The following is a 17,670-nucleotide window of genomic DNA, read 5'->3' as shown; positions in this document are numbered from 1 at the left end:
CCTCCTGTTGGATTACACGCTTCATGCCTAATATACTGTCATGAATTCTTGCTCACTGATTGCGTATGGCTTTGCCTTACCAATGATTTTGACCAATCCCAGTTGAGGAAGTGCACTGGCCAGAAGCAGTTCAAGCGCAGCCATCGCTTCGGAAGGCTCTATCGAGCCAATACCTTGCTTGGTCATCCGCTCACGATAAGCTGGAGAAGCCACCGTTCCGGTGCTTCCCCAATACCCCCAATTAATGGTTTTAACAGGGTAATGAAGATAACGATGAAGCCACTGGGCAAAAGAGTCCTTGAATGTACACCCGGCCGTATAATTGCTTTGCCCGGCAGGTGTGGCAAACGCATTGATGGAGGAGAAGAACAGCATAAAGTCAAGCGGTTCCTTCTCAAAGACCTCGAACATTCCCGCGCATACGTTGACTTTTGCATATAATCCTTCATTGAATTGTGACAAGTCCATTTTCATTACACTGCTGTCTCTGAGGGCAATGGCAGCATGAATAACACCATGAATTGCTCCATGGCGTTGTTTGATTAACCTGTATGCCTCATGCAAGGCCTCAGGACTGCCTGCATCTGCTGATATATATACTGGAGCCGGGCCTGTCAGAACAAGCCTTTCCAGCTCTTTGGCAATATCAGGGTTGAGCGGTGTTCGTCCGATCCAAATGATCTGAGCATTGTAACGACTAATCATATACTCGCTCCATACTTTACCCAATCCGCCAGCACCGCCTATAACGACATATACGCCGCCGTGACGATAAGCCGATTGCTGGATGGAAGGCAATTTCACAGGCAGCAATTCACAGCGATGCCACTGTTTGGCCCGATAGACAATCAGATTGCTCCAAGTGTTCTCAGGCATAGTGGGCATATGGCTCAGCGACGGCAGACTTCGATCTGCAAAATCAAGATCAACTACCCGGAACGTCCAGTTTTTGTATTCTTTGGCTAAAGAACCGAGAAAGCCATGTATGCTTGCATGGAGCGGATGCACTTCATCCTGGGCATGTATGGCTATGGCACTAAAAGTAACTACGGTCCATTGGAGAGGGATTCTGTCATACCCTAGCTGCAATAGACTTTTGACCAAACTGAAAACAATAATTACGCCTTCCTCTTGGCTCTGAGTGATCGCGCTGGCATCCTTCCCTTCTGCGCTGCCCAATCCCGAGACCCATACCAGATGGTCAAACTGTCCGCAGTTTTCCAGTCTTTGGGCCATTTGCTCCACAGTTTCGCCAGGCTTCATGCATATCAGCGAAGCTCCCGGATATTGATGTCTAATCTCATCAAGGTATCCGCTCCTCTCTACTGTCTCTGCAGCAATGAGGGCCGTTCTGAGGCTTTCGAAAGGAATCCTGCCGACTTTCTCCGATGGAAGCAAACTCCACACAGGAGTCAGCAACTCCGTACCAGGTGGAAAATCTTCGTGCAAATCCCTGGTGATCGTTACCCGTTCCGCGTCCTGCCTCACGCGCTGCTGCCTCGTCTTCCCCGGTATGCTGCGGCACATGTAATTCCGAATCCGGACACAGACGGTTCCGTCAGCATCCATCAGATCCATGTCCAGTTTCGCTACGTTCCCTCCGATTAGACAACCATCACTGATACGCACATCCACCCACATCTCCGCTGTACACGGTAACAAACAATCCATTTCTTCCATATAAAAAGGGAGTTTCGTTCCCTTCTCTTGATCCTGAGGGCTGGCGTTATCGCCAAGCAACAACATCGCAGTTTGCAAGGCCCCATCCATCATGCTAGGATGCAGCGCATAATCGCTCAATGTATGCTCTATATGTGAAGGGATGCTCAGATGTGCCAAAGCCTGACCCGAGCCGATGTACATTCGCTTAATTGCCTGATGACCTGGTCCATATTCCAGCCCTTGTTCTCGCAAGCGACTATAAATGGTCTCATGATCCAACAACCTCTCCTCTCGCATTATTGCAATCAGAGACGAAATATCAAGACGATCAATAGGGTCCAACGATCTCAAGGCGACGCGGCCCGTGCCGCAGCTCGGACGATCTGGGGATTCGCTGCCTTCCGCACTGATCTCATATCGCATAACTCCCTGTTCCGCATCTTCGTAATGTAGTCGAACAGATACCTCAACCGGTCGTTCATCCACGGAAATTGGACTTGTCCAGGCTGCATTCTTAATTTGGAACGCTTCAAAGTAGGAAGAGGGCGCTGGGTTCACACTGTGCAAAGCCATGCGGGCCATCTCCAAATATGCCACACCTGGAAGTACCCGTTGCCCTCGAACCCGATGGTCGTTGAGAAAGAATTCATGGCCTGTAAAGTCCGAACAGAATCTTGTGTCCTGATTAGCCGAAAGGTTGCGGTGAAGCATTGGATGAAGCCGAGCATGTTCTCTTTTGCTTTCCGTTTCTTGGAAGGAATCCTTCGCTTTTCTACCAAAGTTGGCAGACCAACGGAATGTTTTTCTTTGAAATGCATAACGTGGCAATCGTATTTTCTGATAAGGTTCCTCTTCCGCAAGCTGAAGCATATCGAGCTCCATGCCGGACAGCCATAATCGTAGTACATTTTCGTGAAATGGCAATTCCAAGGTCACTTCCTCTGCTTCTGCTTCTTGTCCGGCCTGTTTCATCCAGTATGTGGCTTTCTCTGAATAAGGTAGAGGTAAGTTGTCATCTTTTTCATCTTCACTACCGGGTTGAACGAAGTCGTGTAGAAATTGGACTGCGTTGTGCATTCCACCTGTCCGCTGTTGGTGCTGACGAATAAGTGTGTATGGGCGTTGTGGCAGCATGAGTCCGGAATTCTGGTTTAACTGCGCTGTGATCCGCGAAAGTTCATGATGTTCCCCTGTCTCGTTTAACAACATCTCGATAATGTCTCTCCGGGTAAGTACCTTATCTGCCAGAAGATCAAGCAGTTCCTGTACAGCCGGAATGTCTGACTCTTCAGATACCTGAAGCTGCCACTTTCGTTTCACCCTGTGCAGTGCATCCATGACTGCAATGCATAGCACGGCCGAGGTGGAACGGGAAGATTCACTTGTCCTGTTGCTGTCAGACGTTTGTTGCAACTGCCATGGCATGGCTGTTCCCGTGCTCTCCTGCCATTCGTCATTCCATTCATTTATGTAGTTCCTGAACGTATACTGATGGGTGTATAAACGATGCGCACGATCCATCAATTCGTCTCGGAACCCGCCGTAAGCCTGCTCCTCCACGATCCTTACAGATTGAATCAATTCATGTACATAGGAATCATCAAAAGCAAAGGGCATGATTGGGGATGAGCTTCCCTCCTCTATGACAGGCCATATGGGGCTGCACATTCTCACGTCTTCGGCACGTTTCTTCTTGAGCAGAACGGAGATCATATCTTCAGCAGAAATGTGACCTCCAATGACCCATGCAATCAGCATGCCAATGCCTGTTCCCTGAATCCACCGTGGGGCAAAACCCAGTTGAATCAAGGAAGCAGCATGAACATATCCAGCTATAAAACAATACAGCTCTCGCCGATCTTCATGCCACGTATCCTGATAGAATCCTGCCATCAAGTCTTCCCATTCTTCCCTCATGCTGTTTGCTTTTAATGCTGCCTCGATTTGCCTTTCCGCCTTACGCAGTAATAACTGAGAAGTATGTCCAGAGCATTTCAATTGGGCGTATCCCTCCCATGTGGGACGCTGAATGTTCAGATACCTTGCGGATGCTCCAATTTGCGGGCTGGCGTAACAGTCGGAATTCAGCAATGTCCTGAGCTCTTCCCGGGTCTGAGCCCATCCGCCAAACCGATATTTGAAATGCTCTCTGCCCTTAAGCAGCGACAGGCTGATGGCACGTAGTGTATCTTCCGCATTAGAATGCTTGTCGAACCACTGCTGCCAATCTGCGACATGCTCCTGCAAGCTCGCTTCCGATTTGGCAGACAGCAGAAATAATCGGGACGGCTCTCTGGAATCCTGCTGAACAGATAGCTTGGAGGGAACAGAGGGTTTGGAAGCGGGTTCGTAGTGTTCGACCACAACGTGGGCGTTTACACCTCCGAAACCGAATGAACTGATCCCTGCGCGCAAAGGCTGCCCCTGCTCCCCACTGTGCCACGTCTCTTGTTTTCGTGCTACTTCCAGCGGGGTACGCGAAAAGGGAATCATCGGATTCAGCGTCTTCACATGAAGAGAGGCCGGAATTTTCCGATGTTTCATCATCATCATCACTTTAATAAGACCAGCTATGCCCGCTGCACTCTCCAGATGACCGATGTTTGTTTTAACCGATCCAATCTTACAGAATGCCCGATCCGGGGTATAGTGCCGAAATGCCTGGGTTAACGCCTCGACCTCAATCGGGTCCCCCAACGAGGTGCCAGTCCCGTGTGCTTCGATATAGGTAATGGTGCGAGGATTGATATCCGCAGCCTTCCACGCAGCCAAAATGACATCACGCTGTGCCTCCATGCGAGGTGCCGTAATGGACAAACTTTTCCCCGTGTGGTTGACAGCAGAGCCTTTAATGATGCCATATACCGTATTTCCTTGCTCAACTGCTTCCTCCAAACGTTGTAGAAGCAATACAGCAACCCCGTCTCCCGGGACATATCCATCCGCACTCTGGTCGAAAGTTTTGCACTGCCCTGTTGGGCTTAACATTCTGGATTGGGAAAAGGAAACATATTTGAGCGGGTCGAGATTCAAATTCACGGCAGAAGCCAAGGCATAATCACACTCTCCCAGAATCAGAGCACGTCTCGCCTCGTGAATAGCCACAAGTGAGGAAGCGCAGGCCGCATTAATCGGCAGGCTCATGCCACTCAAATTAAACGCGTAGGATATCCGGTTTGCGAGCAAGCTCTCATAATTGCCAAGACAGGCATAACTGTCTGCCTGTGAGGCCTCCATCTGCTGCAAATAACCCGCTGTCATCACGCCGGTATAAACAGCTGTCACCTTCTGCTGAAGCTCCGACAGAGAAATTCCCGAATCCTCGATGCAATGCCATGTATCTTCGAGGAGCAAACGCTGCTGTGGGTCCATGCTCGCAGCCTCGCGCGGGGAAATGTTAAAAAAACTGTTGTCAAAATCATATGCTCCTTCCACCACCCCGCACCATTTGCTTGAGGTTTTGCCTGTGTCATTCGAGTTTGATGAATAAAACTGCTCCAAGTCCCAACGTTCCGGGGGAATCTCGGAGATGGAATTACGGCCTTGAATCAGGTTTTCCCAAAATGAATCATATCCGCCGGCTCCCGGGAAACGGCAGGCCATACCCACAACGGCAATTTCCGTCCTTTTGCTCCCCATCTGAATGTCTCCTCTCCTTTGGTATCGACATACTAACCTTCCATTTCATCAAGGCTTCATGAGTCCCGCAAAGCGCAGCATGTGTGAGAATGAAGGCGGTTTGTCACTATATCCTGACGTGGTCAGCATTTGTTCCTTTAGCAGATTGGGACACTTGCCGATTCGACGAAAAGCAGCATTACGAAGCGTCACAAAGGCGCGGTTCTTCACAAACCAGCAATAGGTATGAGCTGTGCTGTTGCGCTGGATGAGACGCACATATTTCCTTCTTTTTTTCTCATACAAGCGAAGCTGACTTTCTGAGCAGTCATCGTTAATGAGCGCTTCTTCCAACGTATTCGACAGTTCGACAGCACCCTGAATCGCCAGATTCATTCCCTGTCCCAGTGCCGGACTTAGAGCATGGCATGCATCTCCTAGCAGAACGGCGCCGTTAATTGCCCATTTTTCGGTATGCAGATAATAGGCCGGAATGGACTGAACCTGTTTGAAATCCACGATCTGCGATATTACTTGCTGCAAGTGAGGACATAGGGACAGCAGCATGCCGCGCAATGATTCGATACCGTCCTCCCGGATGCGCTGCCATATATCCTTTCGCAAAGCCAGGTAGATCCGGAGCCTTTGGCCAGGCAAAGGAAAGACTCCGCAGCTTACACCTTCGCCAAAGAAAAAGCTGGCTTCTTCTCTGGTTTGTGTGACATCGTGAAAAGTAAAAGCAAACATTTTTGCCATCTTTTCCTCATAAGGATAAAGGTGATATTTAAGCCCCAGCTGATCACGGATTTTGGACTTGATGCCGTCTGACCCGACAAGGATTTTGCTGCCGATGCGTACCGTTTTGCCCGCCGAATCTGCTTCGATTCCGCTCACATAATGATCGGTGAACAACAGTTTGCCTGCGTTCATGCCGCGGTAAAAGCGTACGTTGGGCATTTCCTCAATGGCATTAAACAGGCTCTGATGAATGTGGTGATGGTCTCCGTTCAATGCATAACGCACAGGCATGTCCATTTCTTCATAACTGCCCGTGAAACAGTTGACACCCCCAAGCGTGCCGTAGTTTACCCGTGCTACATGAGCGCAGTGTTTGGTTACTTCAGGAAGAACGCCAAGCTTGTCCAGCAGATCAATCGTTACTGGCTGAAGGAAATCACCTTTGGGAATGTTAGGAAATTGTTTTGAGCGTTCAATCAACACCACCTGTCGACCTTTTCTGCCCATGGCCAGTGCCAGAGCCACGCCTGCAATGCCCGCCCCAACTATAAGCACTTCACTTTCAATATCCATTCGATTCCTCCTTATTGGCTTGTCTCACTGCGCATCTAATTGTGCCGGACCATTTTATACCTGTTGAAGCAGGCTTTCGTTAAGCAGCTGGGCTGTTTCTTCCATTAACTTCTCTCCGATCAGGTGCACATGGCGCTGTGTCCAGGGTTCGAGCCTTGTTCCTCGTACCCACTGATTAAAAGCACCGAGTGCCGGACCACAATATACCTGAAAGTCCACCCTGTGCTGGTGATTCTCATCCCCCTGAAGCGCCAGTTTGGCGGAGTGCTCCAGATACCATTTAAAAATAACGGCCATTCTGGCCTTGGGACTACGTTCGGCAAGTGCTCTCTCCTGGGTCGTAAGAGCGGATTCCATCTCCGCGTAAATGCTGTCAAAGCTCCTTTTGAAATACTGCTCCTGAAGCCTTGTTTTTGTTTTTTCATCAATCTCGTCGATGCTGTCGTACTGGCGATACAGCTCATGCAGTTTGTTAGCACGCGCAGGAAAGTAAACGCCTTTCTTGAGCACCTGAACTTTGCCTCCCAGTTCAAACATGCCTGCTGCGGGCGCATATCCGGTATCCTGAACGTTGATTTGCTGAAGCAGTTCCTTTACGAGTTGGCTAGTATTGGCTTCGACCGTACATTGATTAATCGAGCCGGTCAGAATAAAGTCCGCCCCCATGACAAATACGGCCGCAGCCGCCTGGGGTGTACCAATACCTCCTGCTGCACCGACCCGGATTGCTTTGGCGTAGCCATGTTTTTTCATCATCTGATTGCGCAGGGACAGCATGGCAGGCAGCAGGGTCATGGATACTGCACCATCGGTATATCCTGCACAGTCGGCTTCTGCACAAATGTCATCCGCCATCGGCAATTGCCGTGCCCATTGGGCCTGTTCAGCGGAAATACGTCCTTCACCCAGTAATTGGTCCAGCATATGTTGCGGAGCTGGACTCATAAACAGCTCTGCCACCTCTGGACGAGAGCATTTGGCGAGAAGAAGATGAGATGAAGCCACAGTACCATCGGATCTGCGATAGATTCCTTTGATCCGATAGTGGACAAGTGCCGGAGTCATGCCCAGAAATCCTTTTGCTTCCATCTTGTTCAGGCCCAATCGAAGCATTAACTTGATCATCTCTTCCTCGCGCTGAGGGTGGAGAGGATCATGGAGCACATTTAATCCCCAGCAATGTTGGACAGGCAATTCTCGGCGGATAGACATCACCGCCTCTTCCACCTCATCAAGGCGCAGTCCACCTGTTCCGAGAAAGCCGACCATACCAGCTTTTGCAAGTGTTGTGATCATTGCCACAGATGAAATGCCGCCAAACATGCCTCCCGCAACGTAGGCCAGCCTGGCACCATAATCCTGCCTGAATTCAGCGCTGCCCATCCGTTCAGATTGAAAACGCCGCGAACTGCTGAACGGATGGGCAGCGGTCTCAGACACTCCCGATGATTCATCCTTAGGTACGTCCTTTATCATTGCTGGCGAAGGCGGAGGTGGTTCAATAGATAATTTCTCTACAAAAAGTGGAGGAGCCTGAGCCTGGATAGCCTTTACTAGCTTACTTAGAGCCGTACCGGGTCCTATCTGTACAATATCGTTAACCCCTTTTCCCATCAGATATCGAATGGTATCGGTCCATTGCACAGAGGACGTCAACTGCTCTACCATGTTGTGTTGCAGATGGTCGATTGTATAGGGTCTTGCACCAACATTGGAAATAACGGATAGCGTCGGGGCAGCAAACTGAAACTGCTTGAGATATGCAGCAAATTGCTGCTTGGCTGCTTCCATATATCTGGAGTGAAATGCGCCGCTCACATTCAAGATGACGTAATTGGATGCACCTTCCTGCTCAAACACAGACTTCGCCTGAAGTAGCAAGTCCTGCGGACCCGAAATAACGATCTGACTGGGGCTGTTCATATTGGCGATATCCAAGTGATCAAGACCATGCTGCGCAAGTATCTTACCCACAATATCTGCATGCAGCCCAATCACAGCAGCCATCCCACCGCCCTCTGCCCTTCCCATTAGTTCACCCCGGAACTGGACGATACGTAGTCCGGTTGCAAAATCAAACACGCCTGCAGCCAGCAACGCATTAAATTCACCCAAACTGTGTCCCGCAGCATACTCCGGCTTCCCCTGTTGTTCGAGTTCCCTGTAGTACATCAGGGCATTGACGGTGTATAAGGCCGGCTGGGTGTATTCTGTACGTTTGAGTCGCCCTTCGGGGTCTTCGAGACACAGCTCTCGTATGGAATATCCCAATATTTCATCTGCGGTGCGGACCAGGTCCGGATAAAGATTCCAAACGTCGTGCCCCATGCCCTTGAACTGCGAGCCTTGTCCTGGAAATACATAAGCCCTCATGCTCTGCTCTCCCCTCTGAATGTTCATGTTCGGCTGTTGATATTGCCTGGCCACGCTCTCCAATTGTTCCTTATCCCTGTAAAAGGGAGATAACAAAACGACCGCAGCTGATGAAGCTCGTTTGTCTGCAAGACGCTTTACAAAACCTGCAAGCGTACCGCCCGGACTGATATCGATATAGTGATGCGGTCCGGCAGATTCAAGCTTTTGTATTGCTTCGCGAAAGAGAATTGGTTTTCGTGCAACCTGCCAGAAATGATTTTGTACAATTTGGGCAGTCTCTCCTCCAGTCATACAGGAGATTAACGGTATATGAGGGGTCGCAAATGTAAATGCCTTCAAATCCTCCGTGTAGGCAGCCTCAGCCCAATCAATCCATGGAGAATGATAGGCAAAAGAAACCGGGAGCATCTGACTTAGCACAGCATGTGATGTGAGCCACTTCTGCGCTTTTGTCAGTGCATGCACCGGTCCGGAAATAACAAAATGCCCGTCATAATTGACGGACACCAAGGTACAATCTTCAGTTTCCAGAAGTTCCGGATATATAGATGCATCTCCCAATATCGCTAACATCGCGCCAGAAGGGCAATGTTGCTCAAATCGTATTGCCTGCTTCATAACACAGCGCAAGCCATCTTTTGCACTGAATACGCCCGCAATGGCAGCGGCGGCAAATTCCCCGAGGCTGCTGCCAAGGACGTAATCAGGTATCACGCCACGTGTTAATAACGATTGGGCAAGTGCATACTCCACCATATAGATGGCGGGATGCGACAAAATTGTACGTTCGAAGCGGTCCTCATCGGTTGACGATTCGCCGTACATATACTGGACGATTGACTCGCCCCCGCATTCCAAAACCGTTTGATCCAGAGCAAGCATTGTTTCCCTGAACAATGCATCCTGCTCAAACAGCTCCTTCCCCATCTGCGGATACTGCGATCCTTGTCCAGAAAACATAAAAACAACGGGATCGCTCAGTCTAAGCACCTCCTTACAAGCACATCAATAGACATATCAAATAAACTCTGCTATCCCGGATGATCAGGGACAGAAGATTATAATTTAACACAAAACTATCATTATATGTGCATTTTCCTATCTTCAACGTGCCGAAACAACGATTGAATTAGTTGAAAAGCTTGTTGAATATACTATAATCAATTTTGTAATTTTTGTAAATGATGGATTTTGTAAATATAGTCATTGCATATCGTAAAATGGTGAATAACATTGGATTTTAAATATATAAATAGAAAAATGGTATAGATTTGTATTGTTTTTTTTCCATAAATCAAAATCTCGATATGATTTAATAATAGAAAACGACCAAATAAATAACAATTGATGTTACTTTTTTGCTTTATCTATCTGAAGCAAAGCTATATTAAAGCTGCCGCGGTTTTCTGTGGACCAGACCAGATTTTGTATTCAGCAAAAGGATTTATCTTCACTGTAACAAAAGAAAGGCTCGCACAGACAGGGTCTTATTACTTCCCTGCCCAATACGAGCGTTTACGTCATATTGCACTCAAACGTTTGATTCGGATGTGTACTTTTAGCAATCGATTCATTTCATGTAGTGATAGTCTAATAGATCCTTCAAATTTGAGATTTTCTGCAGCAGCTTTTCTCCGACATTGGTTTCCCTCACCAGCTTCCGCGCCAGTTCTTTGTCTACCAATCTTTTTAGAGATAACACGTCCGTTCCGTTACATAACACATCTTCTTTTGAATTAAACTTTTGATGGGCAACGAGCTGCATGCCAAAGGAATTGTACAGCAAGGTATATCCGGCAATGCCCGTTGTGGATTGATAGGCTTTGGAAAAACCGCCGTCAATCACGATCATTTTTCCGTTTGCTTTAACCGGGCTCTCTCCACGACTTTCTTTGACTGGCGTGTGACCGTTAATGACATGTCCATGATCTGGATTCAAATCAAACTCCTGCAAGATTTTTCGACAGATCTCTTCATTTTCACGTAAATGGTAGTACGGATTCTTTCTCTCCTTATGTGCTTCTTTATCTTGGATGAAATACCGTTCAAAAGTGGTCATTTCTCTCTTTCCAAAGAGCGAGGAGCATTCCCCTGTCCAGATGTACCATACCATATCGGTCGCCAGATCTTCTGTCTCTTCCGGATGCGCAAAGGCGTAACGTAAATAATCTTCAAAAACATCAAGCAATTGACGGCCCGCATATGTCTTGTCTTCAATCTGCATTTCTTCCATATTTCCTTCTTCATCCAAAGGAATACAACCGTGGATTAACAAATTCCCGTTGTATTTTAAATAAAGGCTACCCTTTTTCATGAGAAAATTCATATGTCTGGCCATCTTTTCGGAATGCTGAACGGAAAACAGCAGCTTTTCCATCACTTGGCGTTCTTCCTCCAGCAATTGTTCAGGCTTCTGCGGATTTACGGTTGCGAAACAGGTGTTTTCCAGCATGTACGTTTTACCGCAGATGTTGATTTCATTGTTGTCGTAATCAATCTGCTCCAGCAAAAGTCTTTCAGACATATTAAAGTAAGGGCGTCTCTTGATAATCGGGATTTCAAGTTTAAACTGAATCATGGCTATGGCTTGGTGAATTTTGGTGATCTGCAGAATTTCCTGCTCCGATACGTTATGGCCAGCCTGTAGCTTAGGTCTGAAGGACGGATTGTCTTCATAGTATTTCTCCGCCAGGTTTAGCAGTGGGCGCAGATTGATTCCGTATACATCTTCAATGATGTCCAGATTATCGTATCTGGCGCAGATCCGGATAATATTCGCAAGGCAGACCAGGGAACCCGCGTAGGCTCCGATCCAAAGGACATCATGGTTCCCCCACTGTATGTCTACAGAATGGTAGTTGATTAGTGTATCCATAATTTTATCGGGGTACGGCCCCCGGTCATAGATATCTCCAACCACATGAAGATGGTCAACCACCAGACGCTGTGTCGTGTAAGCAAGTCCGATAATGAGATTGTCCGCCTGGCCCAAGGATATTATTTGCCGATATATTTCCTCGTAATAAGGATTCTTATTGTTGGTCGAATCCGTCTTGTATAAAAGCTCTTCTACAATATATACATATTGCTCCGGCAGAGCTTTACGCAATTTTGAGCGTGTATACTTGGAAGACGCATAAGAAATAAGCTTAAGCATGTGTTCAATTGTTAGTCTATACCACTGGTTCAAAGCCTGTTTATTGCTCAGTTCCCCTATAACCAGCTGTATTTTTTCTTCCGGGTAATAAACCAACGCCGCAAAATCATTGATTTCTTGATCCGTCCAAACCTCCCGGAATAATTCTTTGATTTTCTCTTTGACAGTACCCGAACCGTTTCTTAGTACATGCTGAAAAGCGTGGAACTCCCCATGCAAATCACTGACAAAATGCTCGGTTCCCTTTGGGAGATTGGAGATCGCTTCAAGGTTGATGATCTCTGTTATGATTTTTTCTTCCGTATCATATTTCTCGGCCAATAAATCTAGAAACTGCTCATCCAAAACAGATGTCCCCCTTCAAGGAAGTATGGTGTTGTATAGCCGGGTCCAAACGCTTTAGACCTATATATAATTACACTCTATACTTGGCATTGATTATATGGTGATTATCAGCATCGCCTTCCCCCATCATACTCCAGTTCATCATATATGAACAAATTTCATTGAATGGATTTGAATGAACAATGTCTGTAGTTATTTTAGGAATAAAAAAGCCGCTAATATAGCGACTTTCAATGAGAACATGTTCTTGTTTCTCGACATTTTTTTACTAACTGCTATTTTACACAATGAAAAATAAACGATCTATTTTCCGAATTTGCTTGTTTAAATTCCCAATCACCATATGTTTTAATTTTTGAAAAACCGATTTGTTTCAGCGACTCATCAAGTTCTTCTTGATTTCGAAACCTCAGCTGCATTTTTTCATGAACTAACACTTTTTCTGTTTTGGTGTTTTTTACTATTTCATAGAAAGTGTAAATATCTCCCTCAAACCCTTCATATTCTGTATAAATTTCTAAAGGATCTCCGCTTAGTCTATCTTTAGCGAAGTCAGGAGTTTTGTCCTTCTCCCATTCTTCCCATACTTTTTCCGAAGGGTTTCTTGTATCAAAAATAAAGTGCCCCCCGATTTTTAGGGATCGGAATACGTCTGAGATTACTCGCTTCCAACTGTCATCTGTAAGAAATACCTGTGCAACATTCGCTGTCATAATTACCGCATCATAGGTATTGGTTTGTAAATCCGTACTATCACCTATAATCCAATCTACATTTCCAGAATTATCTTTACTTCGTGCCATTTCAATCGCTTCTTCATTGGGATCTATAGCGGTAATTTTATAACCGCACGGAACAAGATGAGTAGTCCATCTTCCTGTTCCACAGCCCAGGTCAGCTATAGATTCTACTTGTAATCTCTTTAACAATGCAAGGAAAAATTCATCGTCTTTTCCCCAATGGTTAATCTGGTCGTATACTAATGGAATCATAAATAATGTCTCCCCACTTTCAACAGCGTTTTACTGTGCTCAACAGTTTGATGTCTCATACATAACCTATATGGTTTTATTCTCATTCTTTGATCCAAAAACTTCCCTGGTTGCTTCTATAAAAGATAACATGATTGGTGAAAGCCACTTGTCTTTATGCCACAACATCTGTGTATATACCTGCAAGTCCGGAATTTGCCATGGGAGGACAACAAGTTCTCCGCGTTCAACTTCAGATTCCACGACGATCTCAGGAAGAAAGGCAATACCGATGCCTGAAATTGCACATTGTTTAATGGCTTCCGCACTTTGAAACTCTAAATATGTAATGTTATCAATGCCCTCTTTCTCAAATGACCGATCAAACATCGTTCGATAGGGACAACCCTTCTCATTTGTCAGGAACACTTCTTCATGAAAATCTTCCAATTGCAGTACAGTTCGTTTGGCGAGTGGGTGATCTGGAGCAGCTAACAATCGGAAATGTTCTTCCAGCAAAGGCTCCACGGAAAGTCCACTCGAGCGAATGGGTTCATCCAACATATAAACCATATCCGTGGTTCCCTCAAAGAGCGTTTGCTTGAGCTCTTGATTCTGAACTGAGCGGAAGATTAGACGAACTCCCGGATGCTGCGAACGAAACCGTTGGAAGACAGGTGGAAGCCGGTAGGAGCAAATAACCTCATTCGCACTTATCGTTATGGTACCACTTAGTTTTTCATTATCATGGACAGCGCTACGAGCTTCGTCCATTTTTTCAAGAACGCCTTGGGCGTGTGTTAAAAAGCGTTTACCCGCAGTTGTGAGCGCGAGTTGCTTGCCCAACCGATCGAAGAGGCGAACACCTAGCTCGTCTTCCAGTGCTTTGATTTGCATCGTGACGTTGGAAGGAACGTAGCTCAGCGCTTCTGCTGCCCGCGTGAAATTCAACGTAGTTGCAACGGTACAAAACGTATTCAGTTGACGAAATTCCATCCGATGATCCCCCTTCACCTTTCAATTTTATTGAATACTATCTTGAATTCTATTCACTTTTATTGAGAGTATCACAGCTCTATACTGAGTACAAGAGATCACAGGGAACATGTGGTTTTTCATTTTGAAGGGAGCGACTATACGATGGATTATGAAATTTTTAATTTGGGTGATGTCATCTTACAATCAGGAATGACGTTACCAAACGCATATCTGGCTTATAAAACTTACGGGAAATTAAATGAACAGAAGGATAATGTTATTGTCTATCCAACGGCTTTTGGAGATCAGCATATTCAGAATGAATGGCTCATTGGCAGCGGGATGGCACTGGATCCAAAGAAATATTTTATTATCGTTCCCAATTTGCTGGGCAATGGACTCTCTTCCTCTCCGAGTAATACGCCCCCTCCATTCGATCGGGCTAACTTTCCACAGGTAACCATCTATGACAACGTTCGATTCCAGCATCAACTGCTGACCGAAAAATTCGGTATTGAAAAGATTGCTCTCGTCGTCGGGTGGTCGATGGGCGGCATTCAGGCATTTCAATGGGGGGCAAGTTACCCGGAGATGGTTGAACGAATCGCGCCTTTCGGAGGCATAGCCAAGCCTTGGCCTCACACATTTGTGGTCCTGGAAGGCGTGAAAGCTTCACTGCTATCTGCAGTCGGCTTCGACTCAAGTAAATTAAACCAACTAAGTTCTACACACATGCGTGCCGTTGGTCGGGTGTATGCAGGATGGGGACTATCACATGCATTTTATAGAGAAGAGCATTACCGTGAGATGGGATTTGAAACATTAGAGGATTTTGTAGCTGGTGTCTGGGAAAATAGCTTTATGAATATGGATCCGCATAATGTTCTGGCCATGTTATGGACAGGGCAACATGCAGATATCAGTGCAAACCCCTCTTATAACGGAGACTTTGATAAAGCACTTCAGAGCATAAAAGCACTTGCCTGTATCATGCCGGGAAGCACGGATCTCTTCTGCACAGCGGACGATAATGAATATGAAGCTAAGCGTATACCTAATGCTGTCTTGAAACCAATCCAATCGATCTGGGGCCATTTTGCCGGTCGTGGAATTAACAGTGCGGATAATCAATTTATTGATGACAATCTAAACCACTTGTTGTCACATAGCACTAATGAATAGATCGTCAATTGCATTGGATGTCTGTCAGGCCTAGCAAGTCCCTGCTCTAAGCAGTGCAATTTTCCATTACAATACCGGTACCTCTGTCAGTCTCATTTCTATGGCGTTCATCTTTAGTTCCACCGGATAACTCACTCTGGTTGCCATTACAAACACACCTCCAAGATGATATCCCTATCTTACGACAAGGTTTCATTCTCTTGAAGGTGTGTTTGATTAATACACATCCCTAATGATTAAACTACAATTAAGTAAGTACAGTCATCGCCTCTCTTGTGAATGGAACCAGATCATCAGTACGACCTTCTTGAATTTTCTTAACCCATTCAGGGTCGACTAGAAGAGCACGGCCTACAGCAACCAGATCAAACTCATCATTCTGAAGTCGTTGTACCAATCCCTCGATACCGACGTTACTTGCACCTTTACCTTCTGTGAACAGACTTGTAAAGTCACCATCAAGACCAATCGATCCAACTGTGATTGTCGGTTTACCAGTCAGTTTTTTTGTCCAGCCAGCAAAATTCAGATCAGACCCTTCGAATTCCGGCTCCCAGAAACGGCGTGTGGAACAGTGGAAGATATCGACTCCAGCTTGAACCAACGGTGCGAGAAGCTGCTCCAGTAATTCCGGTGTTTCAGCCAATTTAGCCTGATAATCATCTGTCTTCCACTGAGATAAACGCAGTACAATAGTGAATTCCGATCCCACTACTTTACGGCAAGCCTCAATTACTTCAACTGCAAAACGTGTGCGAGCCATCATATCTCCACCATAACGATCCGTACGAGAGTTGGTTTTCTCATACAGGAATTGGTCGATCAGATAGCCGTGTGCTCCATGGATTTCAACACCATCGAACCCAACGCGTTTCGCTTCTGAGGCTGCTTGTGCGAATTCCTGAACGATTGTAGCAATCTCAGCTTCCGAATAATCATTAACATGACCTTTAGCTCCCATATGCCAGATCTGTGGAATAATTCGACCGCCAGCTTCATGTACTTCAGATACAACATGTGCCCAACCATTCATTGCAGCTTCGCCATAAAAGTGCGGCACATTGGCTTGATTGGATGCATCCGGATGATTAATTATTGTCCCTTCCGTCACAATAAGCCCCACTGCGTTCTCTGCTCTGCGGCGGTAATAGCCCGCAACATTCGAACCCGGGATACCGTCCGGAGAAAATTGACGCGTCATCGGCGCCATCACGATCCGATTGGATAACTTCAAGTGACCTAACTCTATTGGTTGGAACAATGCTTCTACGGATTGAGAATAATTCATAATAACCTCCACATATTTCGTTTTATATACATTGACCTAGGAGATGTTAAACAGCAACCAGCCTGGTTAACAGCTAGACGTTATTTCCAAATGAATCAATACACGATTTTTATCGAAAAGCCCCACCTCCTTCAAGGTTTCGTGGTGTATTAATCCGCCTTCAATTATTTTTGACTTCGTAGTCAAGAATTTCACAAAAAAAAGATCAAGACATGATCATGCCAAATGAAGTACGCAGAACCGTCTCGATCTGTTCACGGGATGAACCTGATTTCTCCATAACTCTCACACCAAGAATGGTGTTATTTAGATAAGATGCAAGCTCTACACTCGTATACCGGTTGGAAATTAATTGTTGTTTCTGGCCACTACTTATGATCTTCTCTAATACCAGTTGAACCTCTTCTACCATGAGCTCAGCTTCGCGTGTGACCTGCTCGTCATCTGTTCCGAATTCGAGTGATGCATTCACAATTAGACACCCTTGGCAGCCAGTTTCATCGTCTAAAAGGGAATATCGTAAGGCATCCAGTTTATCAACGGGAGACGAATCCAGGGCTTCAATCTCTTTCAGTTTCGCTATAACCTGTTCACGGTAGTGTGCCAGCGCCTTCAGGAACAACGATCGTTTGTCTTTAAAAACACAGTACAAACTTTGCTTTTTGACTCCTGTGGTACGCGTAAGGTCCTCATAAGAAGTTGCTTTGAAGCCTTGATTCCAGAACACTTCCATAGACTGGTGTAATACACGATCGACATCAAATTCTCTTGGTCTGCTCATG

9 protein-coding genes are annotated in these 17,670 nt (G+C 46.2%); 1 reads left to right on the top strand and 8 read right to left on the bottom strand.

Going from position 1 to position 17,670, the window contains the following annotated elements; translation table 11 throughout:
• Positions 1–27 precede the first annotated feature (27 nt).
• The 6 genes from ABTV53_RS14930 to ABTV53_RS14905 all read right to left on the bottom strand — a co-directional run bounded on the left by ABTV53_RS14930 (position 28) and on the right by ABTV53_RS14905 (position 14,436).
• Positions 28–5,301, bottom strand: coding sequence for an SDR family NAD(P)-dependent oxidoreductase (locus ABTV53_RS14930; RefSeq protein WP_433743584.1), 5,274 nt, complete (start codon positions 5,299–5,301; stop codon positions 28–30).
• 48 nt (positions 5,302–5,349) lie between these two features.
• Positions 5,350–6,591 (bottom strand): FAD-dependent oxidoreductase, encoded by a 1,242-nt coding sequence (locus ABTV53_RS14925; protein ID WP_433743581.1) that lies wholly within the window; start codon positions 6,589–6,591, stop codon positions 5,350–5,352.
• Positions 6,592–6,645: 54 nt separating this feature from the next.
• A complete protein-coding gene (gene fabD, locus ABTV53_RS14920; RefSeq protein WP_433754225.1) occupies positions 6,646–9,927 on the bottom strand; it encodes an ACP S-malonyltransferase in 3,282 nt (1,093 codons plus the stop codon).
• Between the two features lie 610 nt (positions 9,928–10,537).
• Positions 10,538–12,469 (bottom strand): fructose-1,6-bisphosphatase, encoded by a 1,932-nt coding sequence (locus ABTV53_RS14915; protein WP_433743579.1) that lies wholly within the window; start codon positions 12,467–12,469, stop codon positions 10,538–10,540.
• Between the two features lie 275 nt (positions 12,470–12,744).
• Positions 12,745–13,461 carry a class I SAM-dependent methyltransferase gene (locus ABTV53_RS14910; protein WP_433743577.1) on the bottom strand — a complete coding sequence of 239 codons (717 nt, stop codon included), beginning with the start codon at positions 13,459–13,461 and terminating at the stop codon, positions 12,745–12,747.
• Between the two features lie 66 nt (positions 13,462–13,527).
• The gene (locus tag ABTV53_RS14905; RefSeq protein WP_433743575.1) at positions 13,528–14,436 is read right to left on the bottom strand and encodes a LysR family transcriptional regulator; all 909 of its coding nucleotides are present in this window, start codon (positions 14,434–14,436) and stop codon (positions 13,528–13,530) included.
• Positions 14,437–14,580: 144 nt separating this feature from the next.
• On the opposite strand from ABTV53_RS14905, the gene ABTV53_RS14900 reads away from it, so the two are divergent.
• Positions 14,581–15,600 carry an alpha/beta fold hydrolase gene (locus ABTV53_RS14900; protein ID WP_433743573.1) on the top strand — a complete coding sequence of 340 codons (1,020 nt, stop codon included), beginning with the start codon at positions 14,581–14,583 and terminating at the stop codon, positions 15,598–15,600.
• 247 nt (positions 15,601–15,847) lie between these two features.
• Here ABTV53_RS14900 and ABTV53_RS14895 read toward each other — a convergent pair whose 3' ends face one another.
• On the bottom strand, positions 15,848–16,888 hold the full coding sequence (locus tag ABTV53_RS14895; RefSeq protein ID WP_433743570.1) for an NADH:flavin oxidoreductase: 1,041 nt from the start codon (positions 16,886–16,888) through the stop codon (positions 15,848–15,850).
• A 205-nt stretch (positions 16,889–17,093) separates the two neighbouring features.
• Complete coding sequence (locus ABTV53_RS14890) at positions 17,094–17,669, bottom strand: TetR/AcrR family transcriptional regulator (RefSeq protein WP_433743567.1); 576 nt, start codon at positions 17,667–17,669, stop codon at positions 17,094–17,096.
• Between the last annotated feature and the right edge of the window lies 1 nt (position 17,670).

It is taken from the genome of Paenibacillus amylolyticus, from assembly GCF_050990605.1.
Lineage (GTDB): Bacteria > Bacillota > Bacilli > Paenibacillales > Paenibacillaceae > Paenibacillus > Paenibacillus amylolyticus_H.
Note: the sequence above shows the minus strand (reverse complement) of the source record. Positions and strands in the feature narration are given on the sequence as shown.

Bases quoted from the DNA above. Each gene is read 5' to 3' on its own strand.
- ABTV53_RS14930 (WP_433743584.1), bottom strand. From the start codon at position 5,301: ATGGGGAGCAAAAGGACGGAAATTGCCGTTGTGGGTATGGCCTGCCGT.
- ABTV53_RS14925 (WP_433743581.1), bottom strand. From the start codon at position 6,591: ATGGATATTGAAAGTGAAGTGCTTATAGTTGGGGCGGGCATTGCAGGC.
- fabD (WP_433754225.1), bottom strand. From the start codon at position 9,927: ATGTTTTCTGGACAAGGATCGCAGTATCCGCAGATGGGGAAGGAGCTG.
- ABTV53_RS14910 (WP_433743577.1), bottom strand. From the start codon at position 13,461: ATGATTCCATTAGTATACGACCAGATTAACCATTGGGGAAAAGACGAT.
- ABTV53_RS14905 (WP_433743575.1), bottom strand. From the start codon at position 14,436: ATGGAATTTCGTCAACTGAATACGTTTTGTACCGTTGCAACTACGTTG.
- ABTV53_RS14900 (WP_433743573.1), top strand. From the start codon at position 14,581: ATGGATTATGAAATTTTTAATTTGGGTGATGTCATCTTACAATCAGGA.
- ABTV53_RS14895 (WP_433743570.1), bottom strand. From the start codon at position 16,888: ATGAATTATTCTCAATCCGTAGAAGCATTGTTCCAACCAATAGAGTTA.
- ABTV53_RS14890 (WP_433743567.1), bottom strand. From the start codon at position 17,669: ATGAGCAGACCAAGAGAATTTGATGTCGATCGTGTATTACACCAGTCT.